Source organism: Muribacter muris, assembly GCF_001038205.1.
In the GTDB taxonomy this organism is placed as follows: Bacteria; Pseudomonadota; Gammaproteobacteria; order Enterobacterales; family Pasteurellaceae; genus Muribacter; species Muribacter muris.
The window spans coordinates 15572-30663 of sequence record NZ_JWIZ01000017.1; the positions used below are offsets into that span (position 1 = coordinate 15572).

The window sequence follows — 15092 nt, forward strand, 5'->3', positions numbered from 1 at the left end:
TAAAACCATATCACCTTAGACAAAGTGATGCACCTATTCTTACATTATAGAACGCCGTTTGGCGAGATTATCCGCAGAAATAACCGTTCTCTCTATGTCGATTTTTCGCTATAATCGACACAATTTTTTCTCTATTTTGATAAAGGATAATTTTATGATGCGTTCTCATTATTGCGGGGCATTAAATCGCTCTCACGTTGGCGAACAAGTAACCTTAAGTGGCTGGGTTCACCGTGTGCGTAACCTCGGTCGTTTTATTTTTATGCAAATTCGTGATCGTGAAGGGATCGTACAAGTTTTCTTTGATGAAAAAGACGACGCACTGTTTAAAATTGCCAGTAGCTTGCGTGCGGAAGCCTGCGTACAAATTAAAGGCGAAGTGATTGCCCGTGATGAATCGCAAATCAATCAAGAAATGGCAACGGGTGAGATTGAAGTATTAGTAAAAGATGTATTGGTATATAACAATGCTGAAGTGCTTCCCCTTGATTTCAACCAAAATAACACGGAAGAGCAGCGTTTAAAATACCGTTATTTAGATTTACGCCGTCCGGAAATGGCTGAACGTTTGAAAACCCGTGCCAAAATCACCAGTTTTGTCCGCCGTTTTATGGACGATAGCGGCTTCCTTGATATTGAAACCCCAATGCTCACCAAAGCCACACCGGAAGGCGCGCGGGATTATCTTGTGCCGAGCCGTGTGCATAAAGGCAAATTTTATGCGTTGCCACAGTCGCCGCAGCTATTCAAACAGCTTTTGATGATGTCGGGATTTGACCGTTATTACCAAATTGTCAAATGCTTCCGTGATGAAGATTTGCGCGCCGATCGCCAGCCGGAATTTACCCAAATTGATGTGGAAACCACCTTTATGACAGCACCGGAAGTGCGGGCGATGATGGAAAAAATGATCCGTGGGCTCTGGTTGGATCGCTTAAATGTCGATTTAGGCGAATTTCCACAAATGACCTTTGCGGAAGCAATGCGCCGTTTCGGTTCGGACAAACCGGATCTGCGCAACCCGCTTGAATTGGTTGATGTCGCCGATTTATTAAAAGAGGTAGAGTTTAAAGTCTTTAACGAACCGGCAAATGATCCGGAAGGGCGGATTGCGGTTATCCGAGTGCCAAACGGGGCGGAAATCACCCGTAAACAGATTGACGAATACACCCAATTTGTCGGCATTTATGGGGCGAAAGGCTTGGCGTGGGCGAAAGTCAATGATGTGAACGCAGGGCTTGCCGGTTTGCAAAGCCCGATTGCGAAGTTTTTAACTGACGAGGTGGTTGTTGCCCTCTTAGCCCGTGTGAATGCACAAAACGGCGATATTATTTTCTTCGGCGCAGATAAAGAAAAAATCGTAACCGATGCAATGGGGGCGCTGCGTTTAAAAGTAGGGCGTGATCTAAACCTCACTGATCTGAATGCTTGGAAGCCGCTTTGGGTGGTAGATTTCCCAATGTTTGAAAAAGATGATGAAGGGAATTGGTCGGCAATGCACCACCCATTCACCTCACCAAAAGAGCTAACGCCGGAGCAGTTGATGGCTGACCCGAAAAGTGCGGTTGCCAATGCTTATGATATGGTGATCAACGGTTACGAAGTCGGCGGCGGCTCAGTACGGATTTTCGACCCGAAAATGCAACAAACCGTCTTCAACATTTTGGGCATTAACGAAGATGAACAAAAAGAGAAGTTTGGCTTCTTGCTGGATGCTCTCAAATACGGCACACCGCCGCACGCCGGTCTTGCCTTTGGCTTAGACCGTTTGACGATGCTGATTACCGGTACGGAAAATATTCGAGATGTGATCGCCTTCCCGAAAACCACTGCCGCAGCCTGCTTGATGACCGAAGCACCGAGTTATGCCAATCCGCAGGCATTAACCGAACTGGCAATTAGCGTGGTCGCTAAATCAGACTAAATTCAAAGCCCTTTAAATCAGCCGATTTAGAGGGCTTTTTTCTTAGACAAGTATAGTGAGAAATGTGAAAGTAAAAAGGAGACAATGATGCTTATCAACTATTGCAGCTTAGCCTGCCCGCATTGCCATCAGTCGATCAAAATTCCGCTCATCAAACCTGTTCAATGGATCAAGCAATGTCCCCACTGCCAACAAGCGATAAAATATAAATATTCGTTTGGAAAATTTTTTATCACTTTCTTGCTAGGTTATGCAATCGTTATGTTGATCTGTCATATGTTGCTAAGTGAATATCCTAAAATTCATTTTATTTTAGCGATGATTGGCGGCTTTATAACTCAACATTTTTTAGGTGATGCGCATTTTGACAAAGAAGAGTAGCCTTGGTTAAGCTGGGGAAGTTGTGAATAGTTTACAAGCGGGTATTTTCACTTAAAAATCTGCAAATAGGATAAACCCCACCAATCAAGATCTGATTGGTGGGGCGTTTTCCGTCTATAAAAGACTATCTTTGGTTTCTGCTATTTTCCATAGTGCGCCAAGGCTTAATAAGCCGTTAACAAAGAGATAAATGCCAACGCCCCATAAACCGAAATGATTATTTAGCGGAATGGTTATCAGCGTAGCAACACTTGCGCCTAAGATGCCGGCACAGTTATAAGCCAGCGATGCGCCGGAATAACGGACTTCCGTTGGAAACAGTTCGGGCAGTAAGCTGGCTAATGGGCCATACCCCATTCCGATGAGCCCCATACCTATCATAAAAAAGAAAAATAGTCTTAATGTAGTTGCATTTTCAAGGAAGAACGGGATAAAGAGCCCAAAGAGTGTTACGCCTAGCGTGGTGATTATCATCCATTGTTTACGTCCGATACGGTCGATATAATATCCCGAAAGGCTGATCGTCAATGCAAGGGCAAAAGCACTGCACATTAACAGGAAAGTCAATGTGCCGCTTGAAAGCCCCAACCCTGTCGCATAACCTGCAGGCGAGAGTCCGACCGGTGATTTTGCATATACTTGAGCAAAAGCAATCATAATATAAAATAAAACATAGCCGGCAACGGATAGCAACATTCCTAGAATAAAGGGTTTGGCGTAGGTGGAGAAAACCCATTTTATCGGCAAGTTTACCGCTCGTTTTTGTTGTGCTATTGCAGTGATAAAAATCGGGCTTTCAACTAATTTTAGACGGACGTATAATCCGATAAAAATGAGAATAACCGATGAGATAAACGGAATACGCCAAGCCCATTCAACTAATGCTTGATCGCCAAAAAGCCAATTAACGACAAAGAATACGCCATTCGCCAGTAATAATCCTATCGGTGCACCTAGCTGTGGAAAGGTGCCGTACCACCCTCGTTTATGCTGCGGGGCATTTTCAATCGCAACCAGTGCCGCCCCTCCCCATTCACCACCTAAGCCGATGCCTTGCCCGATTCTGCATAAACAAAGCAGTAATGTTGCCCAGATACCGATATGTTCATAAGTGGGTAATAATCCGATAATGACGGTTGCCGAGCCCATTAGAAGCAGAGAGACGACAAGCGTGTTTTTCCGACCGAAGCGATCACCGAAATGCCCGAATAATGCGGCACCTAGCGGTCGGGCGATAAAGGTCAGGGCAAGTGTCGAGAGTGCTGCGATCTGACTGGACACAGGATCGGCGTAAAAAAACTGATGATTAAAAATGAGTACCGCAGCAATCGCATAGATGTAATTATCAAAATATTCTATGGTCGTACCTATCATTGTCGCGGTAATTACCTGCTTGAGGTTGTTTTGTGTCGGTTGCATTTGTTGCTCCTTTAGCATTGCACGGGTGTATGATGAACGCTGAATAGCAGTTAGTTTAAATCTAATCCCATTTGCCAAAATGCCACTTCCATACGAGTAGCCGTAGTAAAAATCTCTTGGATTTTTTGCAACTGGGAGAGAGTGATAAACTGACAAAGTTGTTCTAGCGTTGCACCGATTTGTGCGGCACTATGTTGAAAGCCTGGGGAAGCGTAATTGTCAATCCATTTTTGATAAGGATTATTTGATGGACTAAGCTGTCGTTCATTAATCATTCTGGAAACTTCAGCATAGCCTAAAGCACAAGGAGCGATTGCGGCATATAGTTCGGCGAGTGTACCGTGCATACCACAGTCTAAAACGTAACGAGTATAAGCTATGCAGGCGGGGGATTCGGAAAGTTGTTGCAGCTCTTCCTTTGATATACCCCATTCCTTGCAATACGAGATATGTAACTCGATCTCCTCTAAAATAGATTGTACCACCTGCTGTGCAGCATTCATTTGAGCAAACGTATCCGCCTTGTAAACGGCTAACCCAAATGCTCGGCTATAATGGAAAAGATAGAGATAATCCTGCTTTAGATAATGTTGGAAATTTATAATGGGAAGTGTACCTTGAGCAAGTTGTAGCACAAAATGATGTTCGATGTAGTTTTTCCAATGGATTGAACTACCTTGGATGAGTTGTTGGCAAGTAAGCATCCTATTTCTCCTATTTTCAGTTGAATATAAACGGAATGAACTCAAGATAGTCTGAAAACAGTTAGTCTAATAGGGTAGAGAAAATGCGAGAATGGAGTAAAAAATAAAGGGGAATATGATGTGGACATAATTAGTTTCCTACGCCAGTACTAACTGTTTCAGGTTCACGGGTATGATCTCAGCCATAAGGCACCCCGACTAATGCCACCAGTGTAGCAATTTTCTTTGAACACTCAATATCCTTCACACAAAATTGTGATAAAGATCTCATTATTTTTATCACTATTAATAAAGCGGGACTTGCTCAAATTATTTTTATTGAAAATAGTGTAGAATTTCAAACGCAATATGGCTCGGAAACAGGGGGCAAAATGAGGCTACAAACCTATCAACACTGGCTGGTAGAATATTATAAACTTCGGCAATGGTATGACTACACCCCTTTTATCCGCTTGAATTTTTTGACGGAAGAAGTCGGCGAGTTGGCACAAGCGGTACGGGCGTATGAAATCGGGCGGGATAGAGCCGATGAACCGCCGTTATCTCAACAGACTCGTTTAGCACATATTCAGGAAGAAATCGGCGATGTGCTGAATAATTTGCTTATTTTAGCCGAGAAATACCAGCTTGATTTAGCAGTGATAATGCAAGAAAATCAACGCAAATTAACACAACGTTTGGAGGGGAAAGCGTGAATATTACCGTTTATTGCGGCGCAAGTTTGGGAAACGACACTGTTTATCGAGATTCGGCAGTGCGTTTAGGCAAGTGGATTGTCGCACATCAGCATCGCTTAATTTACGGTGGTGGGCGAGCAGGGCTAATGGGCGTGATTGCCGATACGGTGCTTGCCGAAGGCGGCGAAGTTATCGGGGTGATGCCGACTTTTTTAGCGGAGCGGGAATTGGCACATACCGGCTTAACCCAGTTAATCACGGTCGATTCAATGTCGGTACGCAAGCAAAAAATGATCGAGTTGGGCGAAGCGTATATTGCATTAGCTGGCGGGCCAGGGACGTTAGAGGAAATCAGCGAGGTGATTTCGTGGGCAAGAATCGGACAAAACCCGAATCCGTGCATTTTGTTTAACCAAAACGGCTATTATAATCCCCTCAAAATGTTGTTTGAGCAAATGGTGAAATCCGCATTTCTCACGGCAGAGGATTACCAAAAAATCTTATTTTCCGATGATTTAGACGAAATTGCACAGTTTATTGCCACTTACCAAGCCCCGGAAATTAGACGTTATTAAATGAAGTATAAAAATCCCTATTCCGTTTTAGTGGTGATTTATGCCCAACATAGCGGACGAGTGTTAATGTTGCAACGCCAAGATGATCCGAGTTTTTGGCAGTCGGTAACCGGCACGATTGAAAGTGGCGAGCAACCGTTCCAAACGGCGTTGCGGGAAGTGAGAGAAGAAACGGGCATTGATATTGCTGCGCAAAATTTAACGCTCGTCGATTGCCAATTCAAGATAGAATTTGAAATTTTCCCCCAATTCCGCTATAAATACGCCCCGCAGATTACTCATTGTCAAGAGCATTGGTTTTTATTGGCGGTTGATGATGAAATGTCCCCTGTGTTGAGTGAGCATTTATGTTTTCAATGGCTTTCACCCGAACAGGCGGCAAAACTGACGAAATCCCCCAATAATCGCTTGGCAATTGAACGCTATCTCATCAACAAAGAGAGCAAAATGTCAGATTTTTTAGCATAGCAAGCGGTCAGTTGCGTGCTATTTTTTGCAAAATCAGTATTGGGGCAAGTGATTGCCCCGTTAAATATTCAAGAAGACAAATAAGGAAACAAAATGGCAGGTCATAGTAAGTGGGCTAACATTAAACACCGCAAAGCCGCACAAGATGCGCAACGTGGGAAAATTTTTACAAAATTAATTCGTGAATTGGTTACCGCGGCAAAATTAGGCGGCGGTGATGTGTCGGCAAACCCTCGTTTGCGTGCGGCGGTGGATAAAGCCTTATCCAGCAATATGACACGGGATACGATTAACCGTGCGATCGAGCGGGGTGTCGGCGGCGGCGATGACACCAATATGGAAACAAAAGTGTATGAAGGTTACGGGCCGGGTGGAACTGCGGTGATGGTTGAGTGTCTAAGCGATAACGCAAACCGTACCATCTCCCAAGTCCGTCCAAGTTTTACCAAATGTGGTGGAAACTTAGGCACGGAAGGCTCGGTCGGCTATCTATTTAGCAAAAAAGGGTTGATTTTGATTGGCTCGGCGGATGAGGACGCTTTAACGGAAGCGGCGATTGAAGCCGGTGCGGACGACATTCAACCACAAGAAGACGGCAGCTTTGAGATTTATACGGCTTGGGAAGAATTAGGGACGGTGCGTGACGGTATTGAAGGGGCGGGCTTTAAAGTAGAGTCTGCCGAAGTTACAATGATCCCTTCAACAACGGTCAATTTAGACGCGGAAACCGCACCGAAATTATTAAAACTGATCGATATGCTTGAAGAGTGTGATGATGTACAGAACGTTTATCACAACGGCGAGATCAGCGATGAGGTTGCCGCACTACTTTAGTTTTTACTCAAAGGAGTTCGAATGAAATTGATGAAATTTGCCCCGGCACTTGCAGCGGCACTCGTATTATCTGCCTGTTCAACCGCATCTGATGTGGTATCCAGCACCACTAATGCCGTCAGCAAAACGGCAGATGCGGTGAGCAGCGGGGTATCTCAAGCAGCCACAACGGTAAAAGACGGCGTATCCGATGCGGTGAAAACCGTTACCGATAAATTCGATACAACGACAAAATCGGTGGTTTATCATTGCCAAAATAATACGCTGGTTACAGCCACTTACGGCTTTGAAGGCGAGAAAGCGAAAAGTGTGAACCTCACGTTAGGCAAAAAAGTGATTAAAGGCTTAATGGTTGATGACAAAGCACCTAATCCGGTAACCTTTGAATCAAAAACACATCGCTGGAACACCGATGAAACTTTCTCACTGGCAACATTCGATAAATCTTCTTCGGTAATGCTCACCAAATTAGGTAAGCAAACGGATCAAATTTTAGCGAAAAACTGCCGTATTGATGAAGCGGAAACCGCTAAATTGAATAAGTAATCTTTTCAATGCATTAAGGGACACCAAGTGTGTCCCTCTTTTTATTCTAGAGCGTAATAATGGCAATTATTTTGGGTATCGATCCGGGTTCAAGGGTTACGGGGTACGGAGTCATTCGGCAAATGGGGCGACAACTGGATTACCTTGGCAGCGGCGCAATTCGCACGGCGGTGGACGATCTCCCCAGCCGTTTAAAACGAATCTATGCCGGAGTGAGTGAAATTATTCAGCAATTTCAGCCGGATATGTTTGCGATTGAGCAAGTGTTTATGGCAAAAAATGCCGATTCTGCGCTGAAGTTAGGGCAAGCAAGAGGCACGGCGATTGTGGCGGCGGTAAATCACGATTTACCGGTGTTCGAGTATGCGGCAAGGTTAGTTAAGCAAACGGTGGTCGGAATTGGCTCGGCGGATAAGGTGCAAGTTCAAGAGATGGTTACCCGCATTTTGCATCTATCCGCTAAACCGCAAGCCGATGCCGCCGATGCGTTAGCGATTGCGATTACCCACGCCCATTCGATGCAGCATTCGCTACGGGTTGCGGCACAAACCACGCAGGCGGTCAGCTCGGAAAAAGAGCAAATTTTAGCCCTGATGAAAACCCGTTATAGCCGTGGGCGTTTTCGCTTAAAAGGTTAGCCGACTGCGGCGGTAACGACAATTTCGACTTTCCAATTCGGGTTAGCCAAGCGGGCTTCAACAGCGGCACGAGGCGGGCTGTTTTGCGTATCGACCCACTCGTCCCACGCCCGATTCATCTCGTCAAACTCCGCCATATCGGCAACAAAAACCTGCGCCGTCAAAATACAGCTTTTGTCTGTGCCGGCAACCTTTAACCATTTATCAATTTCGGCTAAAACCTGTTGGGTTTGACCGTACATATCCAGTTGATCATTTTCCGGCACTTGTCCGGCTAAATAAGCCACGCCGTTGTAAATCGCCAGTTCGGACAGGCGTTTACCGACTTGAAAACGTTGAATCATTGAGAAATCCCTTATTGTAAGCGGTCGGATAGCGGTCATTTTTTTTTGCAAATTTTGCCTGCGAACCGACCGCCTGTGAAATTATTCGACCTTGGTAATCCAGCCTGCCGGCGCTTCAATATCACCGAACTGAATCCCGACTAATTCGTCGTAGAGGCGTTTTGTGATAGGGCCGACTTCCGTTTCGGAATGGAAAACGTGGAAGTGTTCGCCGTGTTGAATCCCGCCGATTGGCGTAATCACTGCCGCTGTGCCGCACGCCCCCGCTTCAGTAAATTGATCAAGTTTATCAATATAAACATCACCTTCAATCGTTTCCATTCCTAAGCGATGTTTTGCCAAATAGAGCAACGAGTATTTGGTAATACTCGGGAGAATGGAGTCGGAAATCGGCGTGATAAACTGATTGTTGGCGGTAATACCGAAAAAGTTTGCCGCCCCGACTTCCTCAATCTTTGTGTGGGTTTTCGGATCAAGATAAATCGCATCGGCAAATTTTCTCTCAACGGCAATTTGGTGGGGTAAGAGGCTTGCCGCATAGTTACCGCCGACTTTCACACCGCCTGTGCCGTTCGGGGCGGCACGGTCGTAATCGGAGACGATAAAGTTTGCCGGCATTAGCCCACCTTTGAAATAAGCCCCGACCGGACAACAAAAGACGCTAAAAATATATTCGGGAGCAGGGCGAACGCCGATATTTTCGCCGACACCAATGACAAAAGGGCGTAAATAGAGTGATGCGCCGGTACCGTACGGGGCGAGCCATTCGGCATTGGCTTTGACAACCTGTTTACAGGCTTCGACAAACATTTCGGTCGGCACTTGCGGCATCAATAATCTGGCACAAGTCGTTTGCATTCGCTTGGCATTTTCATCCGGTCGGAAAAGGTTGATTGAACCGTCTTTGCAGCGATAAGCCTTTAAGCCTTCAAAGCATTGCTGCCCATAGTGGAGAGCGGTTGAGCCTTCGTGAATGTGCAGGGTGTTGTCGGTGGTCAATTCACCTTTGCTCCATTGACCGTCTTTCCAATGGGCGATAAAACGGTAATCGGTTTTGATATAAGAAAAGCCTAAATTTTGCCAGTCGATATTTTTTGTCATTGTTGTGTCCTTCGTTGTTTTCGTGGAAAGTGTGAAGAATTTACACTATTTCCTCAATAAAATGAAAGCCTTCGCACAAAAAATTAAAAATTTCGTATAAAAGTTGGCTTTTGGTGGTGATATTTGGAAATTCTGCTAAAATGGAGAGGATTTTAGAATGAAAAAAACCGCCCAAATGGGCGGTATTAAACCAAATGGTTCAAAATATACAGGAAGTGAAACGAGTAACTTTCGTTACTCCAGTCTAGTTGCCTAGACCAATATGCAAACACAACATCATACTTAAAATTCAAAATAGCTGAAACAGCTATCACTATCCATCTAAGTACAGGCAAAATTTTAGAGATGTTTAAACCATTAAGCAAACTAAATTTTTTAATTTTATTTATCAAAAAAAATAATGTAATAGGTTAGCCCTATTCTCAATTCGTTGTTAGTTATGAATAATAAAAAACTCCCGCCGCTCAATGCGCTGAAAGCCTTTGAATCTGCGGCTCGTCATCTAAACTTCACCAAAGCGGCGGAGGAACTGTTCGTTACACAGGCGGCAGTCAGCCACCAGATTAAACTGCTGGAGGATTTTCTGAGCATTCAGCTTTTCCACCGTCGTAATCGTGTGTTGGAACTCACGGAGCTGGGTTTGCAATATTTTGACGAGATCCGACCGCTTTTGGAACAAATTGCTAAAGCAACCGATAAAATTCGGGCGAAAAACAGCCGCCAGATCTTAACGATCAGCGTGCCGCAAACCTTTGGTATGCACTGGCTTGTGCCACGTTTGAACGATTTTCACCAAAAATACCCTGAAATTGAAGTCAGAATTAAAGGGGTCGATCAAGATGAGGGCTTGCTCGGCAAAGAAATTGACGTGGCGATCTACTACGGTTCGGGTAAATGGGAGAATGTTGAATCTATCCGATTGTCCGAAGCGCCGTTGGTGATTTTAGCTTCACCGAAATTTTTACAGGAAAATCCCCTCAACCGCCCGCAAGATTTAGTGGGTAAAACGCTTTTGCACGTTTTTAGCCGCAACAAATGGAAACGCACGATCGAGCATTTTGGTTTGAGCGGCGACATTGATGTGGAAGAAAGCGGCTCGATGTTCAGCCACACCTTTATGGCATTGCAGGCGGCGATGCATCAGCAAGGGATTGCGATTGCAAATAAAACGTTGGCACAGCACGAACTTGAGCAGGGGCATTTAATCGAACCGTTTCCGACCGGTTTGAACGATGAAAAAGGCTTTTATGTCGTCTTCCCACCACAAATGATGGAAGTGAGCAAAGTGAAACAATTTGTAGAATGGATTTTGCAGGAAATACGCACTTAAATCGGGTAAAATAGTAAAAAATGTAACAAGCGGTTAACTTTTGGCATTTTTTTGCAAAAGCTAGCCGTTTCCTTTAGGAAAAATGATGAAATATCAATGGATATTATTTGATGCGGACGAAACCCTGTATTCCTTTAATTCTTACTTTGGGTTAAAAGCGGTGCTGGCACAGTACGGGCTAGCGTTTACGGAAGCGGACTATGCCGAGTTTCAAGCGGTGAATAAACCCTTGTGGGTCGATTATCAAAATAAAAAAATTACGGCGGAACAACTGCGTACGATCCGCTTTGCCAAATTATCCGCACTGACGGGGCAGAGTGCCGAGCAACTTAATCTTGCTTTGATGGCAGAAATGGCATTGGTCAGTCGCCCGTTGCTGGATGTGCCGACAATGCTGGCAGCCTTGCACGGCAAGGTCAAAATGGGCATTATCACCAACGGTTTTGATGCTTTGCAACAAAAACGTTTACACAACACGCAAACACACCATTTTTTCGAATGGGTAATAACTTCCGAAGCCGTGGGCGTTGCCAAGCCTGATCCGAAAATTTTCCACGAAGCCTTTGAAAAAATGGGGACGTTCGATAAATCACACGTTTTAATGGTGGGGGATACGCTGGCTTCGGATATTTTAGGGGCAAACCAAGTGGGTATTGCGAGTTGTTGGTTTAATCCGGAACAAAAACAAAATGATACAGATATTAAACCGACCTATGAAATTCAAACGATTTTAGATTTAATCCGCATTGCAAGCGGTTAGATCATATTACTTTTGTGCTTATTTTTCTTACCTAAGGCTAACATTATGAAATTACAACAACTACGCTACATTGTCGAAATCGTTAATCAAAACCTCAATATTACCGAAGCGGCGGAGGTGCTTTACACCTCTCAACCCGGTATCAGTAAACAAGTGAAATTGTTGGAAACCGAGCTGGGTGTGAATATTTTTGAGCGAAACGGCAAACATATTAAGGGGCTAACGCCGAGCGGCGAAAAAATCGTTGCCATTGCCCGTGAATTGTTGGTGAAAGCTCAAAGCATTAAATCGGTAGCAGAGGAAGAAACTTGCCCGGATAAAGGCGTGTTACGCATTGCAACGACCAACACCCAAGCCCGCTACACACTGCCGAATGTGATTAAAACCTTCAAAGAAAAGTACCCTGAGGTCAGTTTTCACCTGCATCAAGGATCGCCGAGCCAAATTTATGATGCGTTAATGGCAGGCGAAGTGGATCTCGCCATCACCACAGAAGCACAATATCTGTTTGAAAATGTGGTACTGCTACCCTGCTATTTGTGGAATCGCTCGGTGGTGGTGAAAGCCGATCATCCGTTAGTGGCGTTTGTGAAACAAAATCGCAAATTGACGGTCGAAGAACTCGGAAAATATGACTTGATCACTTATACCTTCGGGTTTACCGGTCAATCCGATTTAGACAGGGCTTTCAATAAAGAAGGTATCTTGCCGAATATCGTGTTTACCGCCACCGATGCCGATGTGATTAAAACCTATGTCCGACTCGGTTTGGGGGTAGGGATTATGGCGTCAATGGCATACACCGAAGACGATAGCGATTTAGTCGCAATTGATGCAAGTCATTTATTCCAATCCAGTATGACACAAATTGCGTTTAGACGAGGAACATTCTTACGCAATTATATGTATGATTTTATTCACTATTTTTCACCACATTTAACCAAAATGCAGGTGGAAAAAGCAGAGCAGTTGCGTGATAACAACGCAATTTTGCTGATGTTTGAGAATATGCAATTAGAGGAAAAATGATGACAGCTTTACAAAAAATCATCTTATGGGTGGGCGTTTGTACCGCTTTAGTGGCAAATGTGGCAGCGGAACAATTTCATATTAAATACAGCTCAAACTATTTAATGCCGGCGTATGTACAGTTTAAAAATGACGGCAAAAGTTACGGCATTACCGCCAAAATTAACGTGCCGCTTTACAATATCGTGTTTAGTGCGAAAGGACGAGAAGCAAACGGGCAATTCCAACTGTTGAGCTATCGGGATAGCCGTAACGGCAAAAACTATGCGGTTGCCGAGTTGGATTCTAATACAATTCAATACGGCAAAACCAAAGAACCGCTCAAAAAAGAGGCACTAAAATTGCCGGCCTTTGACCTGTTCAGCCTTGCTTTTCAGCTTAGTTACTATGACAGATTGCCAATCAGCTTCCAAACGACAAACGGCAAAAAACTCTACCCGACTGAAAATGTGGTTTTGAATAAAAGCCAGAAAAACGTGAAAATGAACGGGCAGGATTTCCAAGAGATCACCTATAAATTCAAAACGGGCGATAAATTTATTACCGTGAAAAAATTTGCTGGCGAGAAATTCCCACGTTATATCGCCTATAACCGTGATAGCGATAACTACGAGCTGAAGTTTGATAGCTTTGTGAAATAAGCAAAGTCTAAGTTGTGTATGATAAGAGTGGTTATGTAGTATATATTTGAGTATTTATCCAAACGGTAGCGAATGCATCTTATAAAAATTTAGAAAATACAAAATATTTGCAACTGTGAGGTTGAATGGAAGAATGCTCGCAATTCTAATAAATTATGTACACAGGTACCTATTCTAAATTTATTACCTTTTTCTAGCAAGCGAGAATAGAATTATTGAGACTTCTATCTATACTGATGCATTTCATATTTATTGCTAGATAAAGTGTATCGCAATATATTTTCTATCTTAGGAGTAGATAATAGATTTTTTAATGGTATATTCCAAAACTAAATATTTCTGTTTCAAGATCTGATAAAAAGGATACCCAATGTATAATGAATTATTGCTTGCGATTGATTTGAATAATCCGCAAGGGTCGCAATTAGTGGTGGAGACGGCGTTGCATTTAACCGCACAAAATCCGAATGCACGTTTTCGGGCAGTTACGGTGATTGAGCCGCTTGATGACAGTTTTATTTCGGCATTTTTGCCGAAAAACTTTGATAAGTCTTTGATTACCGAGGTGAATAAAGCTTTACATCAGTTCACGCAAACCCATTTTCCACCGAGTGCCAAAGTGCAACATATTGTGGCACACGGAACAATTTATGAAGAAATCAATCGAATTGCCGCAGAGAAACAGGTGGATTTAGTCATAATGTTAGCCAGCAGTAAGCCGAAGGCTAAAGGCTTGAGTAATAATACCCGCCGTGTTGCGAAATATGGTACAACGCCTGTGTTGATCGTCAAGTAGTAAGCTATTTTTTCAGGTGCTCAAAATAGTGCGTGATGAGCTCGCAGGCGATGCGGACTTTTTCCGATTGAACACGTTGCAAAGTAACCAAATACAACGGCACAGGCGGTAGTTGCCAATCGCAAAAAATGCGGACTAACTCACCGCTTGCCAAGGCTTTTTCAACATCAACCGCCGGTTGAATTGACACGCCTAGCCCACTCATCGTGAGTCGGCGGCTGGCATAGAGGCTGTTACAGTGAATACGGTAGTCGGGGAAAATCTCTTGTTGCTGTTCGCCCTGTTTGAATGGGAGCGATGTAAACCGTGCATTAGAAAAACTGATCCAGTCTAATTTGGCAAGCTCATCTAAAGTAGCGGGTATCTCTTTTTCCGCAAAATAATCCCGATGCCCGACCACAACCCACTCAAAATCATAAATATGGCGAGCGATCATATTATCGGTCAGCACCCCAATACCGGAACGCAGTGAAATATCAATCCGCTGTTCGAGTAAATCTGTTATCTTATCTTCAAAATGCAAATTCAGGTGAAATTCGGGGTGGCTGTCTAGTACGGACTTAAACATATTGATCAGCAAACTGTCCATTAACCCCGTTACACAGGCGATATTTAGTTGCCCGAAAGGTTGGGAGCGGAGCAGTTCAACACTTTTGATCGCATTTTCGGCACTTTGTTGCATTTGCTGAACGTGTTGATAAAAGACTTCGCCGGCTTCCGTTAAAGAGAGCTTGCGGGTGGTGCGATTAAGCAATTTAATCTGTAACTGATTTTCTAATTTTTGAATAGATTGCGTAACGGCGGAGGGGGTCATTGACAATTTATCCGCTGCTCCTTGCATTGATCCCTGCGCAACCACACTGGCAAACACAGACATTGCTTTATAATCGTACATCGTAAGTTCCGTTCATTAAGTCAGGCTTAA

The 15092-nt window shown here is 44.0% G+C and carries 17 protein-coding genes, 1 pseudogene and 1 riboswitch; of the genes and pseudogenes, 13 read left to right on the top strand and 5 right to left on the bottom strand.

Annotated features, from left to right (window positions below; all coding sequences use genetic code 11):
• Nucleotides 1–154 precede the first annotated feature (154 nt).
• Together aspS and RO21_RS03265 are read left to right on the top strand one after the other, a co-directional pair.
• Complete coding sequence (gene aspS, locus RO21_RS03260) at nt 155–1924, top strand: aspartate--tRNA ligase (protein WP_047976370.1); 1770 nt, start codon at nt 155–157, stop codon at nt 1922–1924.
• Nucleotides 1925–2008: 84 nt separating this feature from the next.
• Nucleotides 2009–2305 (top strand): hypothetical protein, encoded by a 297-nt coding sequence (locus RO21_RS03265; RefSeq protein ID WP_157019613.1) that lies wholly within the window; start codon nt 2009–2011, stop codon nt 2303–2305.
• 114 nt (nt 2306–2419) lie between these two features.
• Here the strand turns inward: RO21_RS03265 and RO21_RS03270 are convergent, their stop codons facing one another.
• Nucleotides 2420–3724, bottom strand: a complete 1305-nt coding sequence (locus RO21_RS03270) for an MFS transporter (RefSeq protein ID WP_047976372.1) — start codon at nt 3722–3724, stop codon at nt 2420–2422.
• Between the two features lie 50 nt (nt 3725–3774).
• Nucleotides 3775–4428 carry a thiaminase II gene (gene tenA / locus RO21_RS03275; RefSeq protein ID WP_047976373.1) on the bottom strand — a complete coding sequence of 218 codons (654 nt, stop codon included), beginning with the start codon at nt 4426–4428 and terminating at the stop codon, nt 3775–3777.
• A 118-nt stretch (nt 4429–4546) separates the two neighbouring features.
• Nucleotides 4547–4635, bottom strand: a riboswitch (TPP riboswitch).
• Between the two features lie 164 nt (nt 4636–4799).
• On the opposite strand from tenA, the gene RO21_RS03280 reads away from it, so the two are divergent.
• The 6 genes from RO21_RS03280 (at nt 4800) to ruvC (ending at nt 8166) form a co-directional block, all read left to right on the top strand.
• Entirely contained in the window at nt 4800–5123 is a 324-nt protein-coding gene (locus RO21_RS03280) for a MazG nucleotide pyrophosphohydrolase domain-containing protein (RefSeq protein WP_047976374.1), read from the top strand.
• Nucleotides 5120–5680: an LOG family protein gene (locus RO21_RS03285; protein ID WP_047976375.1), complete on the top strand. Its 561-nt coding sequence runs from the start codon at nt 5120–5122 to the stop codon at nt 5678–5680. Before RO21_RS03280 ends, RO21_RS03285 begins: the two co-directional genes overlap by 4 nt.
• Nucleotides 5681–6148 (top strand): dihydroneopterin triphosphate diphosphatase, encoded by a 468-nt coding sequence (gene nudB / locus RO21_RS03290; RefSeq protein ID WP_047976376.1) that lies wholly within the window; start codon nt 5681–5683, stop codon nt 6146–6148.
• Nucleotides 6149–6241: 93 nt separating this feature from the next.
• Nucleotides 6242–6982, top strand: a complete 741-nt coding sequence (locus tag RO21_RS03295; RefSeq protein WP_047976377.1) for a YebC/PmpR family DNA-binding transcriptional regulator — start codon at nt 6242–6244, stop codon at nt 6980–6982.
• Between the two features lie 21 nt (nt 6983–7003).
• Complete coding sequence (locus RO21_RS03300) at nt 7004–7528, top strand: hypothetical protein (RefSeq protein ID WP_047976378.1); 525 nt, start codon at nt 7004–7006, stop codon at nt 7526–7528.
• A 59-nt stretch (nt 7529–7587) separates the two neighbouring features.
• On the top strand, nt 7588–8166 hold the full coding sequence (gene ruvC / locus RO21_RS03305) for a crossover junction endodeoxyribonuclease RuvC (RefSeq protein ID WP_047976379.1): 579 nt from the start codon (nt 7588–7590) through the stop codon (nt 8164–8166).
• Here ruvC and RO21_RS03310 read toward each other — a convergent pair.
• A complete protein-coding gene (locus RO21_RS03310; RefSeq protein ID WP_047976380.1) occupies nt 8163–8510 on the bottom strand; it encodes a RidA family protein in 348 nt (115 codons plus the stop codon). The genes ruvC and RO21_RS03310 overlap by 4 nt on opposite strands.
• A gap of 81 nt (nt 8511–8591) precedes the next feature.
• Nucleotides 8592–9629, bottom strand: a pseudogene (locus tag RO21_RS03315) (branched-chain amino acid aminotransferase); the annotation flags it as partial.
• 421 nt (nt 9630–10050) lie between these two features.
• On the opposite strand from RO21_RS03315, the gene RO21_RS03320 reads away from it, so the two are divergent.
• The 5 genes from RO21_RS03320 (at nt 10051) to RO21_RS03340 (ending at nt 14167) form a co-directional block, all read left to right on the top strand.
• On the top strand, nt 10051–10941 hold the full coding sequence (locus RO21_RS03320; protein WP_047976382.1) for a transcriptional regulator GcvA: 891 nt from the start codon (nt 10051–10053) through the stop codon (nt 10939–10941).
• Nucleotides 10942–11026: 85 nt separating this feature from the next.
• On the top strand, nt 11027–11701 hold the full coding sequence (yjjG, locus tag RO21_RS03325; protein ID WP_047976383.1) for a pyrimidine 5'-nucleotidase: 675 nt from the start codon (nt 11027–11029) through the stop codon (nt 11699–11701).
• A 45-nt stretch (nt 11702–11746) separates the two neighbouring features.
• Nucleotides 11747–12730 carry an HTH-type transcriptional regulator CysB gene (cysB, locus tag RO21_RS03330; RefSeq protein WP_047976384.1) on the top strand — a complete coding sequence of 328 codons (984 nt, stop codon included), beginning with the start codon at nt 11747–11749 and terminating at the stop codon, nt 12728–12730.
• Nucleotides 12730–13371, top strand: a complete 642-nt coding sequence (locus tag RO21_RS03335) for a hypothetical protein (RefSeq protein WP_047976385.1) — start codon at nt 12730–12732, stop codon at nt 13369–13371. Before cysB ends, RO21_RS03335 begins: the two co-directional genes overlap by 1 nt.
• A 370-nt stretch (nt 13372–13741) precedes the next feature.
• Nucleotides 13742–14167, top strand: coding sequence for a universal stress protein (locus tag RO21_RS03340; RefSeq protein WP_047976386.1), 426 nt, complete (start codon nt 13742–13744; stop codon nt 14165–14167).
• 4 nt (nt 14168–14171) lie between these two features.
• On the opposite strand, the gene RO21_RS03345 is transcribed toward RO21_RS03340, so the two are convergent.
• Nucleotides 14172–15062, bottom strand: coding sequence for a LysR family transcriptional regulator (locus RO21_RS03345; protein ID WP_047976387.1), 891 nt, complete (start codon nt 15060–15062; stop codon nt 14172–14174).
• Between the last annotated feature and the right edge of the window lie 30 nt (nt 15063–15092).

Excerpts from the sequence above, each read along its gene's own strand:
- aspS (WP_047976370.1), top strand. The coding sequence starts at position 155 with ATGATGCGTTCTCATTATTGCGGGGCATTAAATCGCTCTCACGTTGGC.
- RO21_RS03265 (WP_157019613.1), top strand. The coding sequence starts at position 2,009 with ATGATGCTTATCAACTATTGCAGCTTAGCCTGCCCGCATTGCCATCAG.
- RO21_RS03270 (WP_047976372.1), bottom strand. The coding sequence starts at position 3,724 with ATGCAACCGACACAAAACAACCTCAAGCAGGTAATTACCGCGACAATG.
- tenA (WP_047976373.1), bottom strand. The coding sequence starts at position 4,428 with ATGCTTACTTGCCAACAACTCATCCAAGGTAGTTCAATCCATTGGAAA.
- RO21_RS03280 (WP_047976374.1), top strand. The coding sequence starts at position 4,800 with ATGAGGCTACAAACCTATCAACACTGGCTGGTAGAATATTATAAACTT.
- nudB (WP_047976376.1), top strand. The coding sequence starts at position 5,681 with ATGAAGTATAAAAATCCCTATTCCGTTTTAGTGGTGATTTATGCCCAA.
- RO21_RS03295 (WP_047976377.1), top strand. The coding sequence starts at position 6,242 with ATGGCAGGTCATAGTAAGTGGGCTAACATTAAACACCGCAAAGCCGCA.
- RO21_RS03300 (WP_047976378.1), top strand. The coding sequence starts at position 7,004 with ATGAAATTGATGAAATTTGCCCCGGCACTTGCAGCGGCACTCGTATTA.
- ruvC (WP_047976379.1), top strand. The coding sequence starts at position 7,588 with ATGGCAATTATTTTGGGTATCGATCCGGGTTCAAGGGTTACGGGGTAC.
- RO21_RS03310 (WP_047976380.1), bottom strand. The coding sequence starts at position 8,510 with ATGATTCAACGTTTTCAAGTCGGTAAACGCCTGTCCGAACTGGCGATT.
- RO21_RS03320 (WP_047976382.1), top strand. The coding sequence starts at position 10,051 with ATGAATAATAAAAAACTCCCGCCGCTCAATGCGCTGAAAGCCTTTGAA.
- yjjG (WP_047976383.1), top strand. The coding sequence starts at position 11,027 with ATGAAATATCAATGGATATTATTTGATGCGGACGAAACCCTGTATTCC.
- cysB (WP_047976384.1), top strand. The coding sequence starts at position 11,747 with ATGAAATTACAACAACTACGCTACATTGTCGAAATCGTTAATCAAAAC.
- RO21_RS03335 (WP_047976385.1), top strand. The coding sequence starts at position 12,730 with ATGACAGCTTTACAAAAAATCATCTTATGGGTGGGCGTTTGTACCGCT.
- RO21_RS03340 (WP_047976386.1), top strand. The coding sequence starts at position 13,742 with ATGTATAATGAATTATTGCTTGCGATTGATTTGAATAATCCGCAAGGG.
- RO21_RS03345 (WP_047976387.1), bottom strand. The coding sequence starts at position 15,062 with ATGTACGATTATAAAGCAATGTCTGTGTTTGCCAGTGTGGTTGCGCAG.